The organism is Fodinibius sp. AD559 (assembly GCF_052712805.1).
In genome coordinates this window covers 440,585-465,854 of record NZ_JBQPVW010000002.1, presented here as the reverse complement: position 1 = coordinate 465,854, position 25,270 = coordinate 440,585, and the positions used below count along the sequence as shown (strand labels likewise).

18 protein-coding genes are annotated in these 25,270 nt (G+C 42.0%); 6 read left to right on the top strand and 12 right to left on the bottom strand.

What is annotated here, in order from left to right; genetic code table 11:
* Positions 1–15: 15 nt before the first annotated feature.
* From ACQ4LT_RS04985 to ACQ4LT_RS04960, 6 genes are all read left to right on the top strand, one after another.
* Complete coding sequence (locus ACQ4LT_RS04985; protein WP_445664917.1) at positions 16–1,581, top strand: RagB/SusD family nutrient uptake outer membrane protein; 1,566 nt, start codon at positions 16–18, stop codon at positions 1,579–1,581.
* A 37-nt stretch (positions 1,582–1,618) separates the two neighbouring features.
* Positions 1,619–2,689, top strand: a complete 1,071-nt coding sequence (locus ACQ4LT_RS04980; RefSeq protein WP_445664916.1) for a SusE domain-containing protein — start codon at positions 1,619–1,621, stop codon at positions 2,687–2,689.
* Positions 2,690–2,798: 109 nt separating this feature from the next.
* Positions 2,799–4,187, top strand: coding sequence for an alpha-amylase family glycosyl hydrolase (locus tag ACQ4LT_RS04975; RefSeq protein WP_445664915.1), 1,389 nt, complete (start codon positions 2,799–2,801; stop codon positions 4,185–4,187).
* Positions 4,188–4,214: 27 nt separating this feature from the next.
* Positions 4,215–5,612, top strand: coding sequence for an alpha-amylase family glycosyl hydrolase (locus tag ACQ4LT_RS04970; protein WP_445664914.1), 1,398 nt, complete (start codon positions 4,215–4,217; stop codon positions 5,610–5,612).
* 74 nt (positions 5,613–5,686) lie between these two features.
* Entirely contained in the window at positions 5,687–8,572 is a 2,886-nt protein-coding gene (locus tag ACQ4LT_RS04965; protein ID WP_445664913.1) for an alpha-amylase family glycosyl hydrolase, read from the top strand.
* Positions 8,573–8,926: 354 nt separating this feature from the next.
* Positions 8,927–10,789, top strand: coding sequence for a glycoside hydrolase family 13 protein (locus ACQ4LT_RS04960; RefSeq protein WP_445664912.1), 1,863 nt, complete (start codon positions 8,927–8,929; stop codon positions 10,787–10,789).
* Positions 10,790–10,955: 166 nt separating this feature from the next.
* Here ACQ4LT_RS04960 and ACQ4LT_RS04955 read toward each other — a convergent pair whose 3' ends face one another.
* The 12 genes from ACQ4LT_RS04955 to ACQ4LT_RS04900 form a co-directional block, all read right to left on the bottom strand.
* Entirely contained in the window at positions 10,956–12,521 is a 1,566-nt protein-coding gene (locus tag ACQ4LT_RS04955; protein WP_445664911.1) for an MFS transporter, read from the bottom strand.
* Between the two features lie 44 nt (positions 12,522–12,565).
* A complete protein-coding gene (locus tag ACQ4LT_RS04950; RefSeq protein WP_445664910.1) occupies positions 12,566–13,948 on the bottom strand; it encodes an alpha-amylase family glycosyl hydrolase in 1,383 nt (460 codons plus the stop codon).
* A gap of 32 nt (positions 13,949–13,980) precedes the next feature.
* Positions 13,981–16,302: a family 65 glycosyl hydrolase domain-containing protein gene (locus ACQ4LT_RS04945; protein ID WP_445664909.1), complete on the bottom strand. Its 2,322-nt coding sequence runs from the start codon at positions 16,300–16,302 to the stop codon at positions 13,981–13,983.
* A gap of 38 nt (positions 16,303–16,340) precedes the next feature.
* Positions 16,341–17,003 (bottom strand): beta-phosphoglucomutase, encoded by a 663-nt coding sequence (gene pgmB / locus ACQ4LT_RS04940; protein ID WP_445664908.1) that lies wholly within the window; start codon positions 17,001–17,003, stop codon positions 16,341–16,343.
* A gap of 53 nt (positions 17,004–17,056) precedes the next feature.
* The gene (locus tag ACQ4LT_RS04935) at positions 17,057–18,076 is read right to left on the bottom strand and encodes a LacI family DNA-binding transcriptional regulator (RefSeq protein WP_445664907.1); all 1,020 of its coding nucleotides are present in this window, start codon (positions 18,074–18,076) and stop codon (positions 17,057–17,059) included.
* A gap of 159 nt (positions 18,077–18,235) precedes the next feature.
* Entirely contained in the window at positions 18,236–19,516 is a 1,281-nt protein-coding gene (pabB, locus tag ACQ4LT_RS04930) for an aminodeoxychorismate synthase component I (protein ID WP_445664906.1), read from the bottom strand.
* Positions 19,517–19,521: 5 nt separating this feature from the next.
* A complete protein-coding gene (locus ACQ4LT_RS04925) occupies positions 19,522–20,400 on the bottom strand; it encodes an aminotransferase class IV (protein WP_445664905.1) in 879 nt (292 codons plus the stop codon).
* On the bottom strand, positions 20,384–20,932 hold the full coding sequence (locus tag ACQ4LT_RS04920) for a peroxiredoxin family protein (protein ID WP_445664904.1): 549 nt from the start codon (positions 20,930–20,932) through the stop codon (positions 20,384–20,386). Before ACQ4LT_RS04920 ends, ACQ4LT_RS04925 begins: the two co-directional genes overlap by 17 nt.
* A 2-nt stretch (positions 20,933–20,934) precedes the next feature.
* Positions 20,935–22,710 (bottom strand): glycoside hydrolase family 13 protein, encoded by a 1,776-nt coding sequence (locus ACQ4LT_RS04915; RefSeq protein ID WP_445664903.1) that lies wholly within the window; start codon positions 22,708–22,710, stop codon positions 20,935–20,937.
* Between the two features lie 22 nt (positions 22,711–22,732).
* A complete protein-coding gene (gene pfkA, locus ACQ4LT_RS04910) occupies positions 22,733–23,707 on the bottom strand; it encodes a 6-phosphofructokinase (RefSeq protein WP_445664902.1) in 975 nt (324 codons plus the stop codon).
* 92 nt (positions 23,708–23,799) lie between these two features.
* Positions 23,800–24,570 (bottom strand): tetratricopeptide repeat protein, encoded by a 771-nt coding sequence (locus ACQ4LT_RS04905; protein ID WP_445664901.1) that lies wholly within the window; start codon positions 24,568–24,570, stop codon positions 23,800–23,802.
* A 63-nt stretch (positions 24,571–24,633) separates the two neighbouring features.
* Positions 24,634–25,266, bottom strand: coding sequence for a hypothetical protein (locus ACQ4LT_RS04900; protein ID WP_445664900.1), 633 nt, complete (start codon positions 25,264–25,266; stop codon positions 24,634–24,636).
* Between the last annotated feature and the right edge of the window lie 4 nt (positions 25,267–25,270).

Sequence of the window (25,270 nt, the reverse complement as noted above, 5' to 3'; positions counted from 1 at the left end):
CAAATGGTGAAGATTATGTTTAATACCAAATATCAAATACTATCTATCTTAATGATTGCTCTCTTGATGGCTTTTATGTCATCATGTACGGGCGATTTGAGTACTACACCGCTGGATACAGATGTACAAACTTCGGCATCCGTTTACGAAACCCAAGAAGACTATAAGCAAGTACTTGCAAAACTTTATGCTGGTTTTGCCCTCACGGGTCAACAGGGCCCATTTGGACAACCTGATATTGCAAGTGATGATGAGGGGTTTTCAAACTACATCCGGCAAATGTTTGCGGCCCAAGTAATCTCAACAGATGAGGCAATCGTAGCTTGGAATAATCCCAATTTCCAGCCATACAATTTTCATAGCTGGAGTGCCTCAAACAGCTTTGTTTTCATGATGTACAGCCGTGTATATTATGAAATTACACTTGCCAATGAATTTATTCGTAATGCGAAAGGTAACGACGATCCGACCATACAAACCTACAATGCTGAGGCTCGATTTTTACGTGCCCTAAGCTACTGGCATGCACTTGACTTGTATGGTGGTGGTGTACCTTTCGTAACTGAAGATGATGGTGTTGGAGCTTATAACCCTCCTTCAATTAGCAGTGATTCTTTATTCAATTATATCGAAAGTGAATTACTTGCTATAGAAGGTCAGCTTTCAGCTCCTGGCGAAGGGGAGTATGGACGTGCAAATCGTGCAGCGGCATGGACTCTTCTCACTAAACTTTACTTGAATGCTGAAGTGTATATTGACGAACCCCACTATACTGAGGCTATTACTTACGCCAAAAAAGTAATTGACCAAGGTGGATACCAGTTAGAGAGTAATTATCAAGATCTGTTCCTTGCCGATAACCATACAGCAAACGGAATCATCTTTGCGATACCTCATGATGGAGAACGTATGCAATCTTATGGCAGTACCAACTATATCATACATGCTGCAGTTGGTGGTAATATGAGTGCCAGCAATTTTGGTATTGATGGCCCATGGGCTGGTAATCGCGTTACCCCTGAATTTGTAGATAAGTTCGATCAAGATAATGATTCAAGAGCTTTGTTCTTCACAGACGGACAAACATTAGAGATCGAAGATCCTATTAACTTTCAGCATGGTTATGCTGTTACGAAGTGGCAAAATATCACTTCTGATGGCCAACCGGGTAGTCGAGCAGCATACGTAGACACTGACTTTCCAATGTTCAGGTTAGCCGATGTCTACCTGATGTACGCAGAAGCAGTTGAACGAGGTGGACAAGGTGGTGATGAAAGCGAAGCATTAAGTTTGGTTAATGATATCCGCGAACGAGCTTATGGTGACGCCTCAGGCAACATTACATCCTCAGAGCTCGATCTCGAGTTTTTAATCAACGAGCGTGCCCGTGAACTTTACTGGGAAAATCACCGGCGAACAGATCTTATTCGATTCGGAATGTTTACCGGGTCTAACTATGTCTGGTCTTGGAAAGGGGAAGAACAAGATGGTACTGGTACAGACGCGATTTATAACCTCTACCCTATCCCATCTTCTGATATAAATGCTAATCCCAATTTAACACAGAATCCGGGTTACTAAACCAATACATAATTCGAATTTTTAAAGGACTAAGACAATGAAGAATTTAACTATAATACTATCGATACTCGGTTTGTTCGCCTTTGTATCTTGTGATAAAGGTGAAATGGGACCTGTAGCTAACACTACAAGTCCAGGATCCCCTTCTATCACTGCTCCTGAATCTGAACAGAGCTATACGTTGCTTGAAGAAAATGCGAATGATACTCTCCTTACAATGGAGTGGACAGCACCAGATTTTGGGGTGCCTGTAGTTACCAACTATTCAATTCAGGCCACCCAAGATGGTGACTTTAGTGACCCCATACAGCTTGCCACCACTAATCAGACAAGCTGGTCTATAACTGTTCAAAACATGAATAACACCTTAACCGGAGTAGGCTTACCAACTGGACAAGAAACCACGCTAGACTTTAGAGTAGTTGCATCCATTGCGGATTCCGTTGAAGAGCAAGTCTCTGAACCTATATCTCTTGGCTTTACCCCATACTCATTATGCCAGTTCTGTCCTGCAATCTATGTACCAGGTGGTTATCAGGCAGCTAGTGGTTATGGTAGCGATTGGACACCCGGAGATGCACCTGCTTTGGGTAGTGTGAGTGGAGGTGATATCTACGAAGGCTATGTCTATTTCAGTTCCGGAGCCGGCTTCAAGCTAACAGGTACAAATACAGGTTGGGACAGCAACTGGGGAACACCAGATAATAGTGGTACACTCGAATCAGGTGGAGTTGGTAACAACCTAGGCGTTGCTCAATCAGGCTATTACAAAATCTATGCAGATATTCCTAATCTCTCGTATTCACTTGTTAGAACAGAATGGGGAATTATTGGTACAGCTACTGCTGATGACTGGAATTCAGATCAGGATATGACTTTTGATTCAAGTTCAAAAACATGGTCTATAACAACAGATCTAACTTCAGGTGCTCTTAAATTTAGAGCAAATGATACTTGGGATATCAATTATGGCCCTGCCAATGCTGACGCTCTTCAGGGAGATCTAATCCAAACTGACGGTGCTATAAATATACCAGAAGCTGGTAACTATACCATCGAGATAGATCTAAATGGCACTAATTACACTTATACAGTAACTCAAAACTAGTATACGATTTGGGCTCATCTAACTTTTAGAAAGTTAGATGAGCCCTTTTTTTAACTTTTGATTTCTTGAAGTTTATGATTTCAGGTTAATCAATTTAATAATCTCTTCTATGAATAACTTCATGAATACCAAATATTCGGTTAACTTCTTCGTCTTATTAGCCTTATTTGCATTAAGCTCCGCCTGCTCTCAACAGTCTAAACAACAGACTAATCAATCCAATGCTGAGGCGAGTAAATTTCAACATCCGGAATGGGCAAAAAATGCAACAATTTACGAGGTGAATGTCCGCCAATATACATCTGAAGGCACCTTTGATTCTTTTAAAAAACATATTCCCAGACTTAAAAAGATGGGCGTAGAAATTTTATGGTTAATGCCCATCCACCCTATTGGAGAAAAAAACCGGAAGGGTAAGCTAGGGAGTTATTATTCTATAAAGGATTACAAGGCGGTTAACTCCGAATTCGGTACTCTTCGAGACTTAAAAGAGTTGGTCAAAACGGCTCACGAAAATGATATGAAAGTTATCTTAGACTGGGTAGCTAATCATACTGCATGGGATCATATTTGGACTAAAAAACATCCTGAATGGTATACTAAAGATGAAAATGGGAATTTTCAGCCTCCTATCGAAGATTGGTCCGACGTTATTGAATTGGATTTTAACAATCACGAAATGCGTGATGCCATGATAAATGCCATGGAATTCTGGGTGAAAGAAGCCAATATTGATGGTTATCGTGCTGATTATGCGATGGATGTACCTACGGAATTTTGGAACCGTGCACGTGAAGAGTTAGATCAGATCAAACCCGTTTTTATGTTGGCCGAAGCAGAACAACCTGATCATCATAATAAGGCTTTTGATATGAGCTATGCCTGGAAATTCCATGAACTGACCAATGAGATTGCACATGACAGTGCAGGACCAAAAGATATCGACCAATATATGGCTTGGGAAGATTCTACTTTTCCAAACCACGCATATAGAATGTACTTTACTTCCAACCACGATGAAAACTCGTGGAATGGTACAGCAGTAGAACGTTATGGGCCAGCACTAGAAGCTATGGCAGTATTAACCAGTACTATTGATGGTATGCCTCTTGTTTACAATGGTCAAGAAACCCGTATCAATAAAAGACTGGAATTCTTTCAAAGAGATACTATTCGTTGGAAAGGATCGGAGTTATATGAGTTTTACACAAAACTTCTTCAATTAAATCAAAATAACCCTGCCCTATGGAATGGAAAGGCCGGTGGAGATTTTGTAAGAGTAAAGACCAACAATAAAAACGAAATTTATGCCTATAAACGTATTAAAAATAAGAATGAAGTTTTCGTATTACTTAATTTAAGTGATCAAAAACAAACTGTAACACTTAAGGATTTCCCTAGCACCACTTTCACCGATATATTTTCCGAGAATAGTCTAAAAATTGGAGATGACCCCATTGATATGAATCCGTGGGGCTATCGAGTTTTAAAAAAGTAAGCACTAAAATTAAAGTTTCCCTATATCTTGCTACGAGGTGATACCATGAAATTAAATAAATCAATACTTCTTCTAGTATCATTTTTAGTTATTCTGGGTGGATGTAATACGGCAACAGAACCAACACGGTCTGATGATGACGACATCGAAGAACCGATCTCATATTCCCCGGTAGAACACCCTGAATGGACAAATAACGCTACTATTTATGAAGTAAATATTCGTCAATACTCGCAGGAAGGAACTTTCAACGCTTTTACTGAAGATATTCCCCGTATAAAAGATATGGGGATTGAAGTTTTGTGGTTAATGCCTATTCATCCCATTGGTGAAGAGAACAGGCTAGGTGAACTCGGTAGTTATTACTCTGTGCAAGATTACGGAGAAGTTAATCCCGAATTTGGTTCTAAGGAAGATCTTCGAGAACTGGTTCAAACAGCCCATAACCATGACATGAAAATTATCTTAGACTGGGTAGCTAATCACACCGCGTGGGATCATATATGGACTGAATCTAATCCTGACTGGTATACAAAGGATGAAAACGGGGATTTTGTTACTCCGCAAGATTGGTCTGATGTAATTGAGCTAAATTATAATATAGAAGACATGCGTGATGAAATGGTTGATGAAATGAGTTACTGGGTTGAAGAGTTTAATATCGATGGTTTTCGTGCAGATTTTGCCAGCGGTGTACCCATGGAGTTCTGGAATCGAGTAAGACATGATCTTAATGAAATAAAGCCCATCTTTCTACTTGCTGAAGCAGAAGGCCCTGAATTCCATGAACATGCTTTCGATATGACCTACGCTTGGAGTTTTCCCAATCTAACTCATCAAATTGCTGATGGTAATGCTGGTCCCAATGCAATTCATACATACATGTTAAACGAGCAAGATCAGTTTGATAATTCTGATTATCGAATGTATTACACAAGCAATCACGACATAAATTCATGGGAAAATTCAGCAGTTGATCGTTATGGTCCTGCTCTAGAAACGATGGCTGTATTAGCTAGTACCCTCAATGGAATGCCATTATTATACAATGGTCAAGAAGCAAGAATAGACGAAGAACTTGCATTCTTCCAAAAAGATCAAATCGAATGGAGTGGTTATGAACTTGAAGAATTTTATACTAAGCTTCTTCAGCTTAATCAAAATAATTCCGCCTTGTGGAATGGAGATAGCGGTGGAGGTTATGAACGAGTAACTACCAATAACAGCGATGTCTTTGCCTTTCGACGTACAAATGAAGAAAATGAAGTCATGGTTATTCTGAATCTAAGTGACCAGAGTCAAACCGTTACTTTACAAGATATCGAGTCAACCACCTATACAGATATTTTTGCACAATCTGAGTTTACTATTAATGGTGATCCTATTGAAATGACTTCTTGGGATTATTTAGTGTTAGAGAAGTAAATTTGTAACCAAAATGCCGATATATACCCACTCATCCCATTGATGGGTGGGCTTTTTTATTAACTCCTTTTTTTATGCGACGTATTGCTACATTACTCCTCTTTTTACTGGGACTATTTATTACAGCCCAGGGGCAAGTAATCACCACCGATCCCGAATTTCCCAAAGCGGATCAGTCGGTAACCATTACTTTTGATGCTACCGAAGGTACGGGCGGTCTGGAAGACTATACGGGGGATGTCTATGCCCACACCGGCGTTATTACCGATGAAAGTACTGACAACACTGACTGGAAATACGTAGTGGCCGACTGGGATGAAAATATTCCAAAAGCAAAAATGGAACGCGATGCCAACAATCCCGATCTCTATACCCTGGATATCACCCCTTCTATCCGCGAATATTATGGCGTACCGGAAGGAGAAACAATCGAACAAATGGCTTTTGTATTCAGAAGCAGCGACGGATCCCAAGAGGGAAAAGCCACGGGCGGCGAAGATATCTTTGCTGAAGTCTATCAAAACAAATTTAATGTAAGTATAACCTCCCCTACCGATAATCCCGCATTTACCTCAAAAAACAATACGGTTACTATTGAGGGCATAGCCTCAACCAACACAGGCAGCGAACAGCTTACGCTTTTTGTAGACAATCAGCAGGTTGCACAGGTCAAAAATAATTCTATTCAGTATGATTATCCTGCTCAAAATGCCGGTAACTTTGAAGTCCGCCTTGAAGGAACTGATGGGACCAATACTGACCAAGTGTCCCAGCAATTGGTTGTAAATCCTGAAATAACCGAGCAGGCACGTCCCCAGGGATTGCAAGACGGTATCACCTATGTGGACGCAAATACGGTTCGGCTGTCGCTTTTTGCACCTAATAAAGAGTTTGTATACGTAATTGGAGATTTTACAAATTGGGAAATTGATCCCAATTACTTTATGAATAAAGAGACTGTGAATGCCGACAGCAGTTACTTCTGGATCGAAATTGATGATCAAGACGGATTAATGTCGGGTGAAGAATATGGCTTTCAATATTTTGTTGATGGAGAAGTACGGGTGGCTGATCCCTACTCCGAAAAGGTATTACAACCCGATGACCAGTATATCAGCCAAGAAACCTATCCGAATTTAGAGCCCTACCCCGGTGACCAAACGGATTTTGCGGTGGGCGTTTTGCAGCCCGGTAAAACGGAGTACCAGTGGCAGCACGATAACTACGATCGCCCTGATAAAGATGAACTGGTTGTGTACGAGTTACTGGTTCGGGACTTTGTCGAAAATCACGATTACCAAACTCTAACCGACACCCTCGACTACCTCGATCGGCTGGGCGTTAATGCTATTGAACTGATGCCCGTGATGGAGTTTGAAGGCAACATCAGCTGGGGATATAATTCGGCCTTCCTTTTTGCTACCGACAAGTACTACGGTCCCGCTGATGATCTCAAGAAGTTTATAGACGAGGCCCACTCCCGCGGTATGGTGGTCATTTTAGATATTGTGTTAAATCACGTATATGGACAATCGCCACTGGTGCGGCTGTGGAACGAAGGTGACTATGGGCAACCAACCACCGAGAACCCGTATCTAAATGTCCAATCTCCCAATCAAACATATTCCTGGGGATATGATTTCAATCATGAAGCGGCAGCCACTAAGTACTATGTGGACCGTGTAACGCGCTACTGGCTGGAGGAGTTTAATGCCGACGGCTACCGTTTTGATTTCACCAAGGGCTTTACTCAAAATTCCGGAGATGGCTGGGCTCGCGATGAAGATCGCATCGGACTGCTAAAACGAATGGCCGATCAGCAATGGGCCGTTGATGACTCTTCCTATGTAATTCTTGAACATCTTACCGAAAACAGCGAAGAACAGGAATTGTCCAAATACGGTATGCTGCTTTGGGGGAATATGCATTACAATTACAAACAGGCCTCAATGGCGTATAATGATAATGGCGAAAGTGATTTCTCGGGAATTTATCACCAAGAACGCAACTGGAGCCAACCCAACTTAGTGGGTTATATGGAAAGCCACGACGAACCCCGTCTTATGTATGAAAATCTTAATTACGGCAATAGTAATAGCAGCGGCTCCTATGATATCACTGAATTAAACACGGCACTGAATCGAGTCAAACTATCGTCTGCTTTTTTCTTCACCGTTCCGGGACCTAAAATGTTATGGCAGTTCGGGGAGCTGGGATATGATTTTAGTATTAATCGCTGCGAAGATGGTTCTATCAGCAACGGCTGCCGGACAGCTCCAAAACCCATTCGTTGGGATTACTATGAGGATGAGGAACGTAAAAAACTCTATGACACCTATAAAGCGCTCATCCGCCTTCGCAATTCGCACGAAGCTTTTACCTCTGAAACCTCCGAAGTTACAATGGATGTAAATGATGCCACCAAACGCATTACGATCAGCCATCCGGAATTGAAAGTGACTATTGCGGGTAATTTTGGTGTTACCAATAACGATCTGCAACCCCAATTTACTCAATCCGGTGACTGGTACGATTTCTTTTCCGGGGATACGCTGTCGGTAAATAATACCGATACAACAATAACGATGAAGGCAGGTGAATTTCATATCTACACCACTGAAAAGTTTAAGACCCCGTCAGGTAATCCCGTTTCTTTTGAGAATAAAAATGGTGACCAAGACAGTGAGTCCGTTGATGAATTAAAGTTACATCAAAATTACCCCAATCCGTTTAACCCAACTACGACGATCCCCTACGATTTGCCCGAAGATGCCGAAGTACACCTGGAAGTTTTTAATATTTTGGGTCAAAAGGTTCTTGAGAAAAATTTAGGACAGCAGACAGCCGGATCCGGTAAAGAAATCTCCGTTGATCTCTCTACTCTGTCCTCAGGACTATATATTTATCGAATTCATGCCGGAGACGAAATTGAATCCAAAAAGATGATGATGATAAAATAATTATCGAAAGGTGCTCATTCACCCCTCCCCGAGGCTGGCGAATAACAACAATAACTTAAAAATTATTAGATGGTAGAATAATAATTATTCAATCCTCCTAACCTCCTTCTCCAAGGAGGAAATCTAACCCCCCATTTTATGACTTCAATAAAATCCTCTTGCGTGTCCCGAGTTATTCGGTGGGCGAAGAGGGATTTAGGGAGATTGATTAATATTAATTTGTTCAAATGCCATCTACGGACTTCTGGGATGACCTCTACTCCCCTCAAGGGGTGAAAAAAAATCTAAGTACTAATTTTAATCATTACATTTATTTCAATATTCTACAACGATAATTAACAACTCCCAAAAATCATGAAGCTTTTTTTTCGCTCATTAAAACTATCCTTGATTCTAGTAATCTTACTAACCTTCTCCCTCAGTGCCCAAGATTACGCCATTGAGCGCGTAGAACCCCTCCACTGGTGGGTAGGGATGGAAAACGCCGAACTTCAGGTTATGATCTACGGTGATGATATTGGGGAACTCTCTCCTGCCGTTGATTATAAAGGGGTGACCATCAAACGTATCCAAAAAGTTGAAAACGATAACTATCTGTTTGTCTATTTGGATATCTCAAAAGATACAGATCCTGGAAAGTTTGATATCATACTTTCAAGAGATGGAGATCAGGAATTAAAGTATACTTATGAACTTAAGGAACGCGAGCAAAATTCTGCTCAACGAGAAGGCTTTAACTCCTCAGATGTTATGTATCTCATTACTCCCGATCGCTTTGCCAATGGAAATCCCGGCAATGACAGCGTAGCTGGATATGCTGATAGCCTCGACAGAGATGATGACTACGGGCGTCACGGTGGAGATATCCAAGGAATTATTGAACATCTCGATTACATTGATGAGATGGGTTTTACGGCTATCTGGCTCAATCCCGTAAAAGAAAATGCGATGGAAAGCTCCTCGTATCACGGTTATGCCACTACCGATTATTATAAGGTGGATCCACGGTACGGAAGTAATGAGCTCTATAAAAAACTGAGTGAGGAAGCCGAAAAACGAGGCATCAAGCTAATCATGGATATGATCATGAACCATTCGGGTTCTAACCACTGGTGGATGGATGACCTACCCACGGACGATTGGGTACATTATCCTGATAATTATCAGCAGACTAATCATCGGCGAACGACACTGCATGATCCCTATGCTGCTGACATCGACAAAAAAAGAATGACGGACGGATGGTTTGTCAAATCGATGCCGGACCTGAATCAAGATAACCCCCTGCTGGCCGATTACCTGATCTACAACAGCCTGTGGTGGATTGAATACGCAGGACTCCGGGGCATTCGTCACGATACTCATCCCTACGCCGGACAGGAATTTATGGCCGAATGGACATGCCGTATTATGGAAGAATATCCCAACTTTAATATTGTGGGCGAAGAATGGTCGGTTGATCCATTGGTATTATCAAAATGGCAGCGTGGCAATGATAAGCCCGATAATTTCAGTTCATGTCTGCCCAGCTTAATGGATTTTCCCATTCAAACTACCCTTGTCGATGCTCTCACAAGTGAAGAAAGCTGGGGCAGCGGCTTCGTTGATCTCTATGAGACATTAAGCTTCGATTATGCTTATCCCAACCCCTTAAACATGGTGATCTTTCCCGATAATCACGATATGGATCGTTTTTATCGACAGGTAAATCAGAACTTCGACCTGTATAAAATGGGATTGGCCTATATCATGACCATGCGCGGTATTCCCCAATTTTATTACGGTACCGAGCTATTGATGAGTAACGAAAAGGAACACGATCACGGGCAAATTCGCGAAGACTTTCCCGGCGGATGGGAAAATGATAAAAAGAACGGATTTACGGGAAAAGGGTTATCCGACAAACAGAAAGAAGCCCAGACATTTGTAAAAAAGTTGGTCAACTGGCGGAAAGGTAATCCCGTTATTCATAGCGGTGAACTGATGCAGTACGCCCCCAAACATGATGGCGTTTATGTATACTTCCGATACAACGAACAAAAATCAGTGATGGTAGCTTTCAATAAGAGCAAAGAGTCTATATCGTTAAATAAGGATTACTATTACGAACGGTTAGATGGCTTTACCACAGGAACTGATATTATAACAGATAAAACATATCAACTGAATGACCTTAAAATTCCGTCACGGTCGGTATTAATTCTGGAGTTGGAGTAAACATAGAACAGAGTGAAGCTCCGCTCAAATCCCAAGGATATTTTACTTCAATAAAAAATGCCCTACACTTTGAAAGTGCAGGGCATTTTTATGTGCTGTTAACTTATCATTATAAGAAATCTACCCAACATGAAATACAGCTGCTGTCAAATGGGCTAACAATCAGTTACTCTGCCGGTTCTACAGCTTTTGGATCATTCATTTCCTGAGCAGCTTTATCATCCACAAAAATCATCATAAGGGCGGCAAAGGCCATCGCTCCCCCTCCTGCTATGAGGGCAAAAATTGCTTCCCCGTTGAAGAGGTTTCGGAGCATCGTTCCTAAAATACTGGCCGCCACAATTTGAGGAATTACAATAAAAAAGTTAAAAAGTCCCATATATACCCCCATCTTCTTGGCGGGAATAGCGCCTGAAAGTATAGCATACGGCATCGCCAGGATACTGCCCCAGGCAACACCGATGCCCAACATGGGTAGAATGAGCATCATGGGATCACTTATCAAATAAATACTTGCAAGACTTATTCCTCCAATCAGCAGAGACACCGCATGTACAATTTTGCGACTTGTCAGCTTTGCAAAATACGGCAAAGCAAATGCAATAATAGCCGCAAACCCATTGTAGATAGCAAATAAGATTCCCACCCAATCGGCTCCCTCATTGTAAAGGACCGAGGTAGTATCGCTTGTACCATATACATGAGAAGTTACGGCTGCGGTGGTATAGATCCACATGGCAAAGAGAGCAAACCAAGAAAAGAACTGAACAGCCGAAAGTTGTACCATGGTCTTAGGCATACTCAAGAAATCTGAAACAACCACAACGAGCCCATGCTCATCTTTATCTAGATATTTTTGCATAAAGCCAGCCACAGCCATAACCAATCCGAATACGGATACACCAATACTGAATATGTAGAACTCCTGCTCAAAGTTGGCGCCATAAATATAGTAGGTTAATGCAAGTCCGGCAGCAATTAAAATGGAACCTATGGTAAATTTACGCTTGGCGTTTCCTGTATCAACTTCTCCCTTTTTTGCAGCGTCAATAAGTGAACCTTCTCCCGGCTCGTTTTCTGAATAACGCTCCAACTCCTCGGGCGGATACTCTTCGGTAGTCCAAACGGTCCACAAAACAGCTCCCAGAAAGGTTGCAGCCCCGATATAAAACGACCACTGTACCGCCGGCGGAATTTCACCGGGAGCTGCGGTATTTGCCAAACCCACCCAGTTGGTCATAATATAAGGTAACGCCGATGCTATCACCGCCCCGGTGCCAATAAAGAAGGTTTGCATGGCAAAACCTTTGGTATGCTGTTCAGCAGGAAGCATATCGCCCACAAATGCACGAAAAGGCTCCATCGAAATATTGATCGAAGCATCCATTATCCAAAGCATACCGGCGGCCACCCAGAGAACGGACGAATTGGGCATTATAATTAGTGCTATCGATGCAAAAATGGCCCCAAACAGGAAATACGGTCTTCGTCGACCGAGACTATTCCAGGTTTTGTCACTAAGATGACCAATAATCGGCTGTACCACCAGGCCTGTAACGGGCGCGGCAATCCAGAGAATGGGAATATCATCAACGCTGGCCCCAAGCGTTTCGAAGATTCGGCTGACGTTTGCGTTTTGGAGAGCAAAACCAAACTGGATGCCCAGAAATCCAAAACTCATATTCCATATTTCCCAAAAACTTAGTCTCGGCTTTTCACTGTTCTTATTCATAGCATCACTTTTCGGGTATAAGGTTAGAGTATTTGTAATCGAAATTACTTTTCAAGTACCAAATAGCTATGAGCTTCAAGCGTCACTCCCTCACTGTCCACTGTAATATTTTCTCCGCTAAACACATCAGTATAGTCAACCGAATTGTCCAGATTAGGGAAAGAAATATCCTGCTCGCTATCTTCGAAATTAAGGATCACGAAAACCTCATCATCACCTTTTACGCGTTTATAAGCATATGTTTGTCCCGATGATTCGGTAGGTACAGCAACAAAGTCACCTCCATATTGACCATTCCAGAGGGCTTCATTGCGATCTTTTAACTCAAACAAGGTTCGGTAAAAATCCTCGTATTCAAATCCGTCCCACTCGATGGGATCTCTTTCAAAAAACTCGAGCCGCTTATCGAGAGCAGTCTCCTGTCCACTATAGATCAACGACATACCATCAATAGTGGCAGCCATCACAGCAAAGTTTTCGAAATTATCACCGAATAGTTCCTCGTCTGTCCCGTTCCAAGAATTTTCATCGTGATTGGAAGTAAAATAGAGTCGATAAGCATGAGCTGGAAAGCGCTCCTGTTCTTGGGCCATATACTCGGTAATCGTACCAACAGTAGTATCGCCCCGGGCTATCTCTGTTGAGAGATGAAAATATTCCCAAGTGTATGTCGCGTCAAACCAAGGATGCATGTCGGGCGTATTCCACTCGGCCAGCCAGAAGAAATCTTCTTTTGACTCATTGACCTCGGGAATCGCCTTCTTCCAGAAATCCAACGGAATATCATGCCCCGCGTGATCCACGCGATAGCCGTCGATATTAGTTTCATCGATCCAGAACTTCATACGGTCGATCATCTTATCCCAGAGCTCCTTGTTTTCGTAATTTAGCTGAGCAATATCGGTCCAGTCAGCTTCGTAGGTAATCGCGCCCGTGGAATCCTTCATATAGTACTCAGGATGTTCTTCAGTCCACGGATGATCCCATGCCGTATGATTAGGTACCCAATCTAAAAAGAGCTTCATATCATGTTCATGAGTCGCCTCAACCAGATCCTTAAAATCCTGCATCGTCCCAAAATTGGGATTGACCGCTTTGTAATCCTTAATAGAGTAATAGCTCCCAAGCTCTCCTTTGCGCTTCTCTTCTCCAATGGGATGGATGGGCATCAGCCAAAGAATATCAACGCCCATTTCCTTTAGTCGCGGCAGATGCTCCTCAAAGGCTTTGAAAGTACCCTCCTCGGTATATTGGCGGATATTAACCTCATACATGTTGGCACTTTTCGACCACTCGGGATGTTCAATATGATCCCGAGCCTGAACATCCTCTTCTATCGATTCAGTGCATCCCAACGTCAGTAACGATGCAGACAGCAGTAAAACGAGCGGAAGTATTCTGGTATAAAACGGTGAACGATTATTCATTGCGGTATAATTTTAGTTGATTTTGTAAAATATTATTTACTCAGTACAGGTTCCGATATTACAACTTCCTGGTCTTTAGAAACCTCATATTTATCCCCATAAACATAACATGTTGACCCACTGCCCTTCTCACAGGTTATAATAATCTTTTCCGATTCAACTCGAACTTTAAGCCGATTACCCTTGTGCAAAATCTTAAACGAGTAGGCCTTCCATTCTTCCGGCAGTGATGGTGAAAAATGAAGCTGTCCCTCTTTGGCACGTTTTCCTGCAAATCCCTCTACAATCGACATCCACGTGCCCGCCATACTGGTGATATGTAATCCCTGGTGCACCTCCTTGTTATAATCGTCGAGATCGAGGCGTGCCGTACGCAAATACAGCTGGTAAGCCTTGTCATCATAACCGAGCTTTGAGGCAAGTATCGCGTGAATACAGGGAGAAAGCGATGATTCATGAACCGTTCGGGGCTCGTAAAAATCAAAATTTCGGCGAATGGTATCCTCATCAAAATGATCTTCAAAAAAGTAGAGTCCCTGTACTACATCACCCTGCTTGATAAAACAGGAACGCAGAATGCGATCCCACGACCAGAACTGATTAATGGGACGTTCGCTCTTATCCAACTCACTGGCTGTACGCTGGACTTTATCCAGGTAGTTATCCTGCTGTAGAAAAATACCTAATTTTTCATTTTCACCAAGATAAACACGATTTAAAATATCTTTCCAGCGCTCGGTTTCTGCATCTTTGTATGAAGTTTTTTTCCGGATCTCCTCAAACCGGTCAGGAGCTTCTTCGCGAACTTTATCAATTGCTTCCATCGTATAACGCATACACCAGCAGGCGATGTACGAGGTGTACCAGTTGTTATTGATATTATTCTCGTACTCATTGGGACCGGTCACGCCCAGCATCACATACTGCTGACGCTTTTCGGAAAAGTTAAACCGCTGACTCCAAAATCTTGAAATAGCAATTAATACCTCGAGCCCGGCTTCTTTGAGGTACGATTCGTCTCCCGTATGACGAATGTAATTATAAATGGCATAAGCGATGGCTCCATTACGATGAACTTCCTCAAATGTAATTTCCCATTCATTATGACACTCCTCCCCGTTCATCGTGACCATGGGATACAGTGCAGCTCCATCAGTAAATCCGAGTTTTTCAGCATTTTCGATCGCCTTGGGCAGATGTCGATAGCGGTACCGTAGCAGTTGTCGAGCTACTTCATCGGGAGCTGTATTCAAATAAAACGGCAAACAATACGCTTCAGTATCCCAGTATGTACAACCACCATATTTTTCGCCGGTAAAACCTTTGGGGCCAATATTCAAGCGCTCATCTTCACCAGTATACGTTTGGTACAGCTGAAAAATATTGAATCGAATGCCCTGTTGTGCTTCTTTATCACCTTCAATATGCACATCGCTACCCTGCCAAATATTGTTCCAGCAATCGGTATGTTCCTTCTCTAAATGCTGATACCCTACCCTCGCTATATCGGCTACTGTTTGCTTAGCATGGGAATGTAAGCGCTTACGATCATGGTTCAAAGAAGAAGCAACTACGGCATATTTATGAAGTTGAACTTCGTCATTTTCTTCGACGGGAATTTTATACGATTGATCAACATACATCGAAGAAACAGAAGAAGTTATATCAAGATCCGGTGACTCTCCATTTTTTTGGATGACATTTTTCATCGCCGCCGCAACATAGAAATCAAGCTTTTTCGTTTGCGTTGTTACCACGCCACCATCTTCAAAGGAATCCTGCGCTACCTCATCCCAGAAAATCTCATCATAATTTGCGTCTTCGTTATACACTTCCCCATTGATATAGGGAGTAAGAGTAACTGTCCCGGAAAAATTCAGCGCCTTGATCTTATATTCTATTGCTCCAACTTCGGTCCGTTCCATGCTCACAAATCGGCATGCTTCTATCGCAATTTTATTGCCATTTTTCAGCTCAGCCACAAAGCTACGCTGCAATAATCCTAGCTTCATATCCAAAGTGCGGGTAAAATCTATAACCGTACATTCTGCCAGATCCAACTGTTCACCATTAATATAGACATCAATACCAATCCAGTTGACAGCGTTGAGGACTTTAGCAAAATAGTCGGGATAACCGTTTTTCCACCACCCTACTTTTGTGGGATCGGGGTAATAGATACCTCCGATATAGCTTCCCTGAAGCGAATCACCACTGTAATGCTCTTCAAAATTGGCCCGCTGACCCATATGTCCGTTGCCAATACTGAAAATACTTTCTGAAGAGCGCTGGCGCTCCGGATCAAAACCTTTTTCAATAATTTTCCATTTGTCAGTTTCCAGATACTTATCCATAAATCGTAATTTTAGATCAAAGTCTTGTTACTTATCCGTTACTTGTCGCTAAGTTTTTTGAATAACTTTTCAGGCGTCAAACCAATAAAATCGGGGATAACCAGATCCGCATCCCCCAGATACTCTTCGGAACCAACACCCACACTAATAAATCTACCATTATTGGCTGCCTCAACTCCCGAAGCAGCATCTTCAAAGACGATCGTCTTTGACGGATCGGAATTCAATGCTTTTGCTCCTTTCAGGAATACTTCAGGGTCGGGTTTCGTATTTTCTACTTTCGTCCCATCAATAATAACTTCAAAGGTATCATTGAGCTGCAGATAATCAATAATATACTGGGCATTTTTACTGGATGATCCGATTCCTATCGGAATCTCCATTTCTTGCAATACTTCTAAAAATTCGGGCACGCCTTCCAGGATATCATCAGGTGCTAATTCGGCGATGGCATCCTGATACCAGCCATTCTTTTTATCCATAAGCCGTTGGATCTCCTCCTCGGGCAATTTACGGCCATCAAGAGCTAAAATCTTTTCAATTGATTTTCGTCGGCTTACGCCTTTGAGCTGTTCATTAAATTCTTCGCCAAATGAAATTCCCAGAGATTCAGCAAGTCGCCGCCAAGCTTTGAAATGAGCATCAGACGTTTCAACAATAACGCCGTCTAAGTCAAAAATACATGCGTCAGGTTTGAGCATAAATCATATAAAAATTAAAATTCTCTTTCTTAACCAGCAGATATAAGTATTTATCAGACTTCTTCTTTTATTTCTTTTTCTGTAGAAGAGCGCAGAATGAGCTCAGGCGCAAAAACTTTGTGCTCAGGCTCTGCCTCTCTATTCTTCATTCTATTCATCAGCTTTTTAGTCGCCAGCGTACCCATATCATACATTGGCTGACGAATGGTTGATAAGCCAATATAATTCGAAATCGTTATATCATCATAGCCTATAATGGGTATCTCCATCCCTTTTTCTTCCATCGCTTTCATAGCTCCAACCGCCTGTATATCGGAAGTACAAAAACAGGCCTGAGGCGGTTTCGACAACTCTAACAGTTTAAGCATCGCCTCATATCCATTCTGTTCCGAAAAGCCATCGCGATACATAGAATCTCCCGTTACAATAAGATCTTCCTCAACAGCAACGCCCGCTTCGTTAAGTGCCTTTTTATACCCCTCGATACGCTGTCTCCCGGGTTTAGAGGTCTTCATGGCACTGATTATCGCAATGCGGGTCATCCCATTTTCCAGGAAATAGTTCATGGCTTTTTCAATTCCTTCTTCATTATCCACGGAAACAGAATCCATCCCCGGATAAGACTCATCGATGAGGGTGATCGGCATATCATAATCTTGCAGTTGCTCGAGTTCGGTATCCCGCAAATGTGTTGAAATGAAAAGATATCCATCGGCCCACTGACGCTTGATAATATTTTTCACCTGGGGAAACATGTTATCTTTCCCATTGCTCTGCACATTAAAAATATTCAGATCATAATTGTACTTCGATATCTCATCCTGGATGCCTGCCAATACCTCCATAAAAAAGTAGTTGGATAACACTGGCACCACCACCATAATTATGTTCTTTTTCTTGCGCGCAAGTCCCTGTGCGTAGGCCTGCGGATAATATCCCAGTTCATCAGCCACTTTTAATACTTTCTCTCTTGTTTTATCCGCAATTCCATCACTGTTATTAACAACGCGTGAAACAGTAGCTATACTTACTCCCGCTTTTTTTGCAATGTCATATATTGTACTTCCAGCCAATTGTTTATCCCTCTAAATATCCTGGTTAGAATGACAGTTTATATAAAAATGTAAGGGCTTACATTTCTAATAATAACTAATTTAAAGAATTTCGCAACTTCTCATTTATACCCCCAAAATAAGCCTTCAAAGCCATATAAGGATATTTCTTAAAAGTGATTACTCTTTTTCAATGTTCTCAAATACATGTAAGAGCGCGCGAGCTTTAATTTGGGTTTCCTCCCACTCTTTCCGGGGATTAGAATCACCGGTAATTGCACCTCCTACCGCGTAATACAAATAGTTATTTTTGATGATCGCTGTTCTAATAACCACATTAAAATCAAAATCACCGGCCGGAGTTAGATATCCAATTGCTCCGGAGTAAATCCCCCTCTTATAATCCTCAAGTTCTTCAATGGATTTCATAGCACTTATTTTCGGGGCCCCTGTCATCGATCCCATCGGGAAACAGGCTCGGAGGATATTAACCGGATCATCCTCCTCCGCATCGGCTGTAACAGTAGATACCATCTGATGCACCGTCCCAAATGATTGAATAGCAAAAAGCTCAGGGACTTTTACGGTCCCCTTTTGCGCAATTCGACTTAAGTCATTCCGAACCAAATCAACGATCATCAGATTCTCGGCCTGCTCTTTCTCTGATGAAATCAACTCTTTCTTCAATAGCTCATCTTCATCAGTGGAAAGACCCCGTTTTGATGTCCCTTTTATCGGCTGTGAATAAACGGTGCTTCCTTCCTTACGTAGAAACCGTTCCGGTGACTGACAGCAAATCGAAAGATCATTAAATTGTAAAAAGCTTCCAAAAGGTACGGGACCTATTTCGCGCATCTCTTGATACAAATGCAGTGCTGAACCTTTAAAGGAGGCTTTCATCTGATGCGAGAGATTAATTTCATAAAAATCTCCCTCTGTAATCAGAAGCTGTGACTTTCTTATTTTTTGAATATAACGTTGCCGGCTTGTCTGGGGCTGCAAACGTTCAAGTTCACATTCTCTTTCGGGAAAAATTTCTTGATTAACTTCAACATCTGTTGGCATATCCCCTACAATCAGCTCCTGCTTTTCGAATTTATGATCGTACCGCAGCAAAAATCCGGGCACCATAAAATACATATCCGGGGCTCCCACCGGATCAGAATTGGAGGAATCTAACTGCTCAATATGATTTTTTAAATCATATCCTAAATAGCCAAATAACCAGTTATCCACTCGATTTCGAAATTCCTGTAATGCTTGCCATGGATTTTGGTGATACTCTTGTTCTTCATCGCCTACGGATTCAGCAATTTGATCGCCATCCGCCTTAATAATTGCCTCAGGTTGTGCTGCTAAATACGATATCCGGGATGAAGGATGATCTTTAGACTGTGAATGCAGCAAAATCACATCACCCCGGGAAGCAAAATACTGTGTTAATGTAAGTAGATCAGCCATCCCAATTACCGTTTTAATAGTTTTGCGTTATCTCGACGAAATTGTGTATATCGATTTTGCAATTCATCTATAGCAGGATGATCAACATCAAATTTTTTATCGTCAATTGTTTCTACAGCTAAAACCTCCCGGACTGAGTTGCATATCCACACGGCATTGGCATCCAAAAGATGATCAAGCGAATATTTCCCTTCTCGACACTCCCAGCGATTACTTTCTTTTATCATACCCAAGATAATTTTTCGGGTGATTCCCGGAATAAGATCACATTCTTCGTCGGGCGTAAAAATGGTATCCCCCTTAATCCAAAAAATATTCGCAATGGTTGTCTCTGATATAAATTCGTCAATCGTTTGCATCAGGGCATCATCTCCTCCCCTTTCAGCGGCTTCCTGGGCCGCCAGGATATAGTTAATCCCGTTCGTAAACTTTGCTGAAGATGGCATCGACTGGGAAGGAATACGTCTTTGATCGACAGTAGACAATGTGGGAGGAGGAAAACTCTCAGGACAGGCCGAGACAGTTATGGAATAATGTATGCTACTATCATCTTGCGGATGATAACCCCGCTGACCATCTCTCCATACCTGTAAACGAAAAATTGCATTAGTATCAAGTAGCTGTTTCTTTTCTAACAATTTCCACAGCTGCCCTTTGAGTGCTTCAATTTCTAAATCGGACTCTGCCTCCATTCCTAACACTTTCATTCCGGAATGTAAACGAGCAATATGATCTTCAAAGAGAAGGGTTTTACCATGATAGGCTCTTAAAGTCTCGAAAACACCATCTCCATACATTAGTCCCCGAGAAACCACAGGTACAACCGGCTGATCAGCCGGCGTAATCTTTCCATCAAAAATAAGCCAGTTAGTGGTGGTTTCCATTTTTTATAAGAACCCGTAAGCTATCGTATTGACGGTCATCCGAATATCCCAAAAATACATGCCTAAGATCAAGTTGTTGATCATACACAAATTGAACGGGTAATCCGGGCATATTAAACTCAGAAAACTGTTTTGAACCTGCTACAAAATGAAAAGGAAACTGATGCTTCTCGATATAATTCTCCACCTCCTGCTTTCGAAGCCCCACAGCAGCTGCCAAAACCTGCACTTTATCAGGATATTGCTGCTTGATTTTTGCCAGCTCGGTATGCGAATTAAGTGAAGCATCTGACCAGTTTGACCATAAATCCAGCACTACATATGCTCCTTCAAAATCAGCTACTTTTACACTATCGTCTGACTGCACATTATTCCACCAGATGGTTTGAAGAGAATCCTGCGAAAACATGCGCTGTTTAAATTTAGATTTTTCAGCCGTGCGATTGCTGACAATAAAATAGGCAATCAAGGAAGCGGCCACGACCGCAACAATGAGCAAAAAAGTATTAAAATATTTGGGATCTATACGCATAATTAGTTCTCTTCGGGGGATAACACCGCACCGGAAATGGGCGGCAGTGTAATTGCTGTTTTGCTATTTGCTACCTCAGCACGATTTCCGGTAATAATATTTTCAAGATGTTTCCCCTCTTCAACTTCAAATTGGTCAAGCGGTATTCTTATTTTTTTTGTCTGATCTGATCGGTTTACAGCTACCAAACAAAACATATTCTTATTTAGAAAACGGGCAAAAGCAAATACATTTGCATCATTTTCGATAAGCAGTTCCTGAAACTCTCCTTTTTGCAGTGCTAAATGCTTATTCCTGATCGCACCTAATTTCTTATACCAGTTAAACAATCCCTCATCAAAAGTATTTTCATCAACAGGGCGTTCTTTGCCCAGCGGATGGGTAGCCTCAGGCTCATAATCAAACTCAGGCCATACCATCGGTTTCCGGTCATCGGGATCGTCAGCCCCCCACATGCCAGCTTCCGTGCCGTAAAAGATCATTGGTGCACCAACATAAGTATATTGAAATAACGCAATAAGCCTTTGCAGGCGACGTTCTTTGGGCATCGGTTTGCGCACGTCGAACCCTTCCTTGGGCTTGGTTTGGGTATCAAATTCACGACCGGGATTCACAATCATCGATGCCAGACGTGGAGTATCATGACTATCCATCAAATTTTGCTGTACTAGCTCGGCTCTATCCGGCAATTTTTCCCTGACTGATCGCAGTCGTTTCATAAAATCAGAAGCCGACAACGATTGATCAATCATGTAATCCTGTACCGCTTCTGTAAACGGATAATTCATTGCCGCAGTAAAGAGCTCACCATTAACCCATTGGCTGCCTTTATCCGTCCATATTTCTCCTACGGTATACGCATTGGGGTTAATATTTCGAACCAAAGCATTCCATTCTTTCCAAAACTTTTGCCCGACTTCCTCCGGGACATCCAGCCGCCAACCATCGATACCGTCCGAGGGATCACCATCTCCATCCGGATCCATCCATCGACGCGTAATAGCAAAAATATGCTCCCGAACAGGCTTTACCAGCGTGCCGTCAACCTCTTTTAGTTCAGGTAAACTTTTTACGCCCCACCAACCGTCGTAATCAAATTTTTGACCCTTACCATCCGCAAACGAGTTAATAGAGTACCAGTTTTTGTACTGGGATTTGGACTGGTTCTTCTCTACATCCCTAAAAGCCCAGAAATCGGTTCCAGTATGGTTAAAAACTCCATCTATTATGATTCTCATCTCCCGTTTATGGATCTCTTCAACCAGTTTTAAAAACAGCTTATCCGCAGATGTCCACTGCCACGTATCAGGATCTGCCGGGTCTTCCTGCTTCATAATTTCCACATCGCCCTCGGGATCAGGTCCAAAAAAGCGATCGATATGGTGATAGTTACTGGTATCGTACTTATGGAGAGATACCGCATCAAAAACAGGATTTAGATAAATTCCTCCAATTCCTAACTCCTGCAGATAATCCAGTTTGTCAATGATACCCTGCAAATCACCACCGTAACGTCGCTTAAAAACGCCATTACGAAACGAATCTCCCAATGATTGCTCCCAATCAGTCTGTTCATACCAGTCGTCGGTCCAAGATGAAATTTTCCACCCTTTAGGTCCGCCAACTCTTTCACGCGTAGGATCGTTGGAAGGATCCCCATTACAAAAACGCTCAGGGAAAATTTGATACCAAATTACATGTTTGGCCCACTCCGGTGCATGATAAGAGGTATCAACAGAATTTCCATTGTTTGATGTATGATCGGGAGGTTGTTCCATTACATTAAATCAGCACAACGTTTTAAATAGAAATTATATCAGCGGTACGGAGCAGTTCTTTATCCATTTTTGGATTTTGTTTGGTCGCCTTTTCAAAATCGGTGTAACGAATTTTCCGATCACGAATACCAACCATGATATCTCGTTTTCCATCTCGCAACGCCTCAATAGCAGTGATACCAAGCCGGCTTGCCAGTACACGATCAGCGCAGCTTGGTCGTCCGCCCCGCTGGACGTGTCCCAATATAGTTACTTTGGTCTCGTAGCGATCACCAAACTCCTCTTTTACTTTATCTTCCAAGTCATAGACACTACCGTTATTATCTCCTTCGGCAACAATAACAAGTCGCGATGACTTATTTCGTTTTGAAGTTCTTGCCAATGACTCAAACAGTTTTTCAACACCCCGATCTTCTTCGGGAATCAGGATCTCTTCAGAACCAGCTGCTATACCCGAATATACTGCTATAAATCCGGCATCACGTCCCATTACCTCAATAAAAAAAAGTCGGTTATGCGAAGTGGCCGTATCACGAATTTTATCTACCGCTTCAACTACTGTATTTACGGCCGTATCAAAGCCCACAGTAAAGTCAGTGCCATAAATATCGTTATCAATTGTTCCCGGAATTCCCACAATGGGGAAATCAAACTTCTCACCAAATTCCATGGCACCGGTAAAGGTTCCGTCCCCGCCGATTACCACAAGGCTGTCAAGGTCATGCTTCTGGATATTTTCCCAAGCCTTTTGCATACCTTCTTCCGTTTTAAAATCGAGACTGCGAGCAGATTTTAAAATTGTGCCCCCCTGATGTATGATATGCTTTACCGACCCGGCATCCATTTTCTGGATCTCATCCTGGATCAATCCCTCATAGCCCTGGTAAATACCATAGGGTGTTATATTGTAGTACACACAAGTTCGTACAACCGCACGTATGGCGGCATTCATGCCCGGCGCATCTCCACCGGATGTTAATACACCTATTCGTTCCATTATTTACTGTAAATTCCTGTAGAATTGAAATTCTTAACTAATTTGATGTGCCAAACTACCAAATATCCATTTTCAATCGCCTAACATAACGATTATTGCAGATCAAAAATAAGTTTTCTGCATTGTTCTTTTAGCATGGGATCATCGGGCGTCCGGCTCTCAAGCTCTACCGCACTTTCGCAAACCGCCACAGCTTGCTGATCATGTCCCATCTCTTCATATACTTTAGCAAGGTCATAGTAATACAGAATATTATTGTCATTAAGATCAATGGCTTTTTGGATAGCGTCTGCAGCTTTTTGATTACTTGCATCCCCTGGGATACCGCCAAATAGCGTATTGGCCGCAGCTCGTTCAACCCAGCTCAAGTTAGCTACCTTGAAATGCCAACGACCGAGTACATGCCAAGCTCCCGCGTGATTTTCATCATATTCTAAAGCCTTATCAACGTGCTTTTTAATAGCACGTGAAGCAGCAACTCGTTCACGAGCCCCAGAAATAAGTGCTTTACGTCCCAAGGCCACCGACATCACAAAATGGGATTGGGCATCGGTAGAATCCACTTCAAGAGCACGTTTGGCAAGATCAATACCCCGGTTAAAATATTCTTTCTGGTCATCCTCGTCATTAAGCCTATTACCAACCCGCGAATACAAGAAGCTGCCCCGCCACAGTGCCTTGTAATTTTCAGGTTCTTCTTCCAAAATATTGCGGTACAATTTCAGTGCCTCTTTTTCCTGAAAAGATTCATAAAGGGAGTCGGCACGCTGTTTTTTATCCACAAGATCTTGCTGGGCAAAAAGCAGCATTGGAAAAATAAAAATAGTAAGAGTAGCGGTTATACCTTTTTTAAATAAACTCATAACGTAAAATTATATCAAAGCTATTGTTAATTGAATACTGAATACAGCGGGATAATATATTTGTTACAACTCATTGATACGACCCTTAGCATTAATTGTATATTCGGCCGTAATGGTGTTTTTTTGCTCCACCGGATACTTGATATTACGAATTGTTTCCGATCGGATTAACATCGTATTCCCTTTACTATTTACCGTGATATTAGTCCGAATATTGTGAGCCGGTATCTTTTCGTACATTCCCACGGTGGTAAAGCTTCGCAGTTGCTCATTATTAAAAGTAGCAACAATGACTTCTGCGTTTCGATAAGCTGATTGATTCTCCAATAAAAACCAACGCACGGTCTGCGGCTGCAATAATTGTTCCCCCACCAGTGTTAATCGTTGATCTTCTTCCCCTAAATTACATGGATCTGCTTTTGTTTTTAACTCTTTCAACACATCCCAATCAAGTGAAAAAGAAGGTTCTAAGTTAGAAACCGAACTACAATCCGATATTTCAACTAAATCATCCGCTAAATTTTCCGAATTACTACTCTTTTTTAACTCTTGATCTGTATTCTTTTTAAAAGCCGAATATTCTTGTGAATCAAGATATCGTTCATCAACTTTTTGTTCTTTCTCCTTAGAACATGAAATAGAACTTACAGATACAGCAAGAATAATGAACAAGTAAAAGAACTTATTTTTTACCATGGCA

Excerpts from the sequence above, each read along its gene's own strand:
- ACQ4LT_RS04985 (WP_445664917.1), top strand. The coding sequence starts at position 16 with ATGTTTAATACCAAATATCAAATACTATCTATCTTAATGATTGCTCTC.
- ACQ4LT_RS04980 (WP_445664916.1), top strand. The coding sequence starts at position 1,619 with ATGAAGAATTTAACTATAATACTATCGATACTCGGTTTGTTCGCCTTT.
- ACQ4LT_RS04975 (WP_445664915.1), top strand. The coding sequence starts at position 2,799 with ATGAATAACTTCATGAATACCAAATATTCGGTTAACTTCTTCGTCTTA.
- ACQ4LT_RS04965 (WP_445664913.1), top strand. The coding sequence starts at position 5,687 with ATGCGACGTATTGCTACATTACTCCTCTTTTTACTGGGACTATTTATT.
- ACQ4LT_RS04960 (WP_445664912.1), top strand. The coding sequence starts at position 8,927 with ATGAAGCTTTTTTTTCGCTCATTAAAACTATCCTTGATTCTAGTAATC.
- ACQ4LT_RS04955 (WP_445664911.1), bottom strand. The coding sequence starts at position 12,521 with ATGAATAAGAACAGTGAAAAGCCGAGACTAAGTTTTTGGGAAATATGG.
- ACQ4LT_RS04950 (WP_445664910.1), bottom strand. The coding sequence starts at position 13,948 with ATGAATAATCGTTCACCGTTTTATACCAGAATACTTCCGCTCGTTTTA.
- ACQ4LT_RS04945 (WP_445664909.1), bottom strand. The coding sequence starts at position 16,302 with ATGGATAAGTATCTGGAAACTGACAAATGGAAAATTATTGAAAAAGGT.
- pgmB (WP_445664908.1), bottom strand. The coding sequence starts at position 17,003 with ATGCTCAAACCTGACGCATGTATTTTTGACTTAGACGGCGTTATTGTT.
- pabB (WP_445664906.1), bottom strand. The coding sequence starts at position 19,516 with ATGGCTGATCTACTTACATTAACACAGTATTTTGCTTCCCGGGGTGAT.
- ACQ4LT_RS04925 (WP_445664905.1), bottom strand. The coding sequence starts at position 20,400 with ATGGAAACCACCACTAACTGGCTTATTTTTGATGGAAAGATTACGCCG.
- ACQ4LT_RS04920 (WP_445664904.1), bottom strand. The coding sequence starts at position 20,932 with ATGCGTATAGATCCCAAATATTTTAATACTTTTTTGCTCATTGTTGCG.
- ACQ4LT_RS04915 (WP_445664903.1), bottom strand. The coding sequence starts at position 22,710 with ATGGAACAACCTCCCGATCATACATCAAACAATGGAAATTCTGTTGAT.
- pfkA (WP_445664902.1), bottom strand. The coding sequence starts at position 23,707 with ATGGAACGAATAGGTGTATTAACATCCGGTGGAGATGCGCCGGGCATG.
- ACQ4LT_RS04905 (WP_445664901.1), bottom strand. The coding sequence starts at position 24,570 with ATGAGTTTATTTAAAAAAGGTATAACCGCTACTCTTACTATTTTTATT.
- ACQ4LT_RS04900 (WP_445664900.1), bottom strand. The coding sequence starts at position 25,266 with ATGGTAAAAAATAAGTTCTTTTACTTGTTCATTATTCTTGCTGTATCT.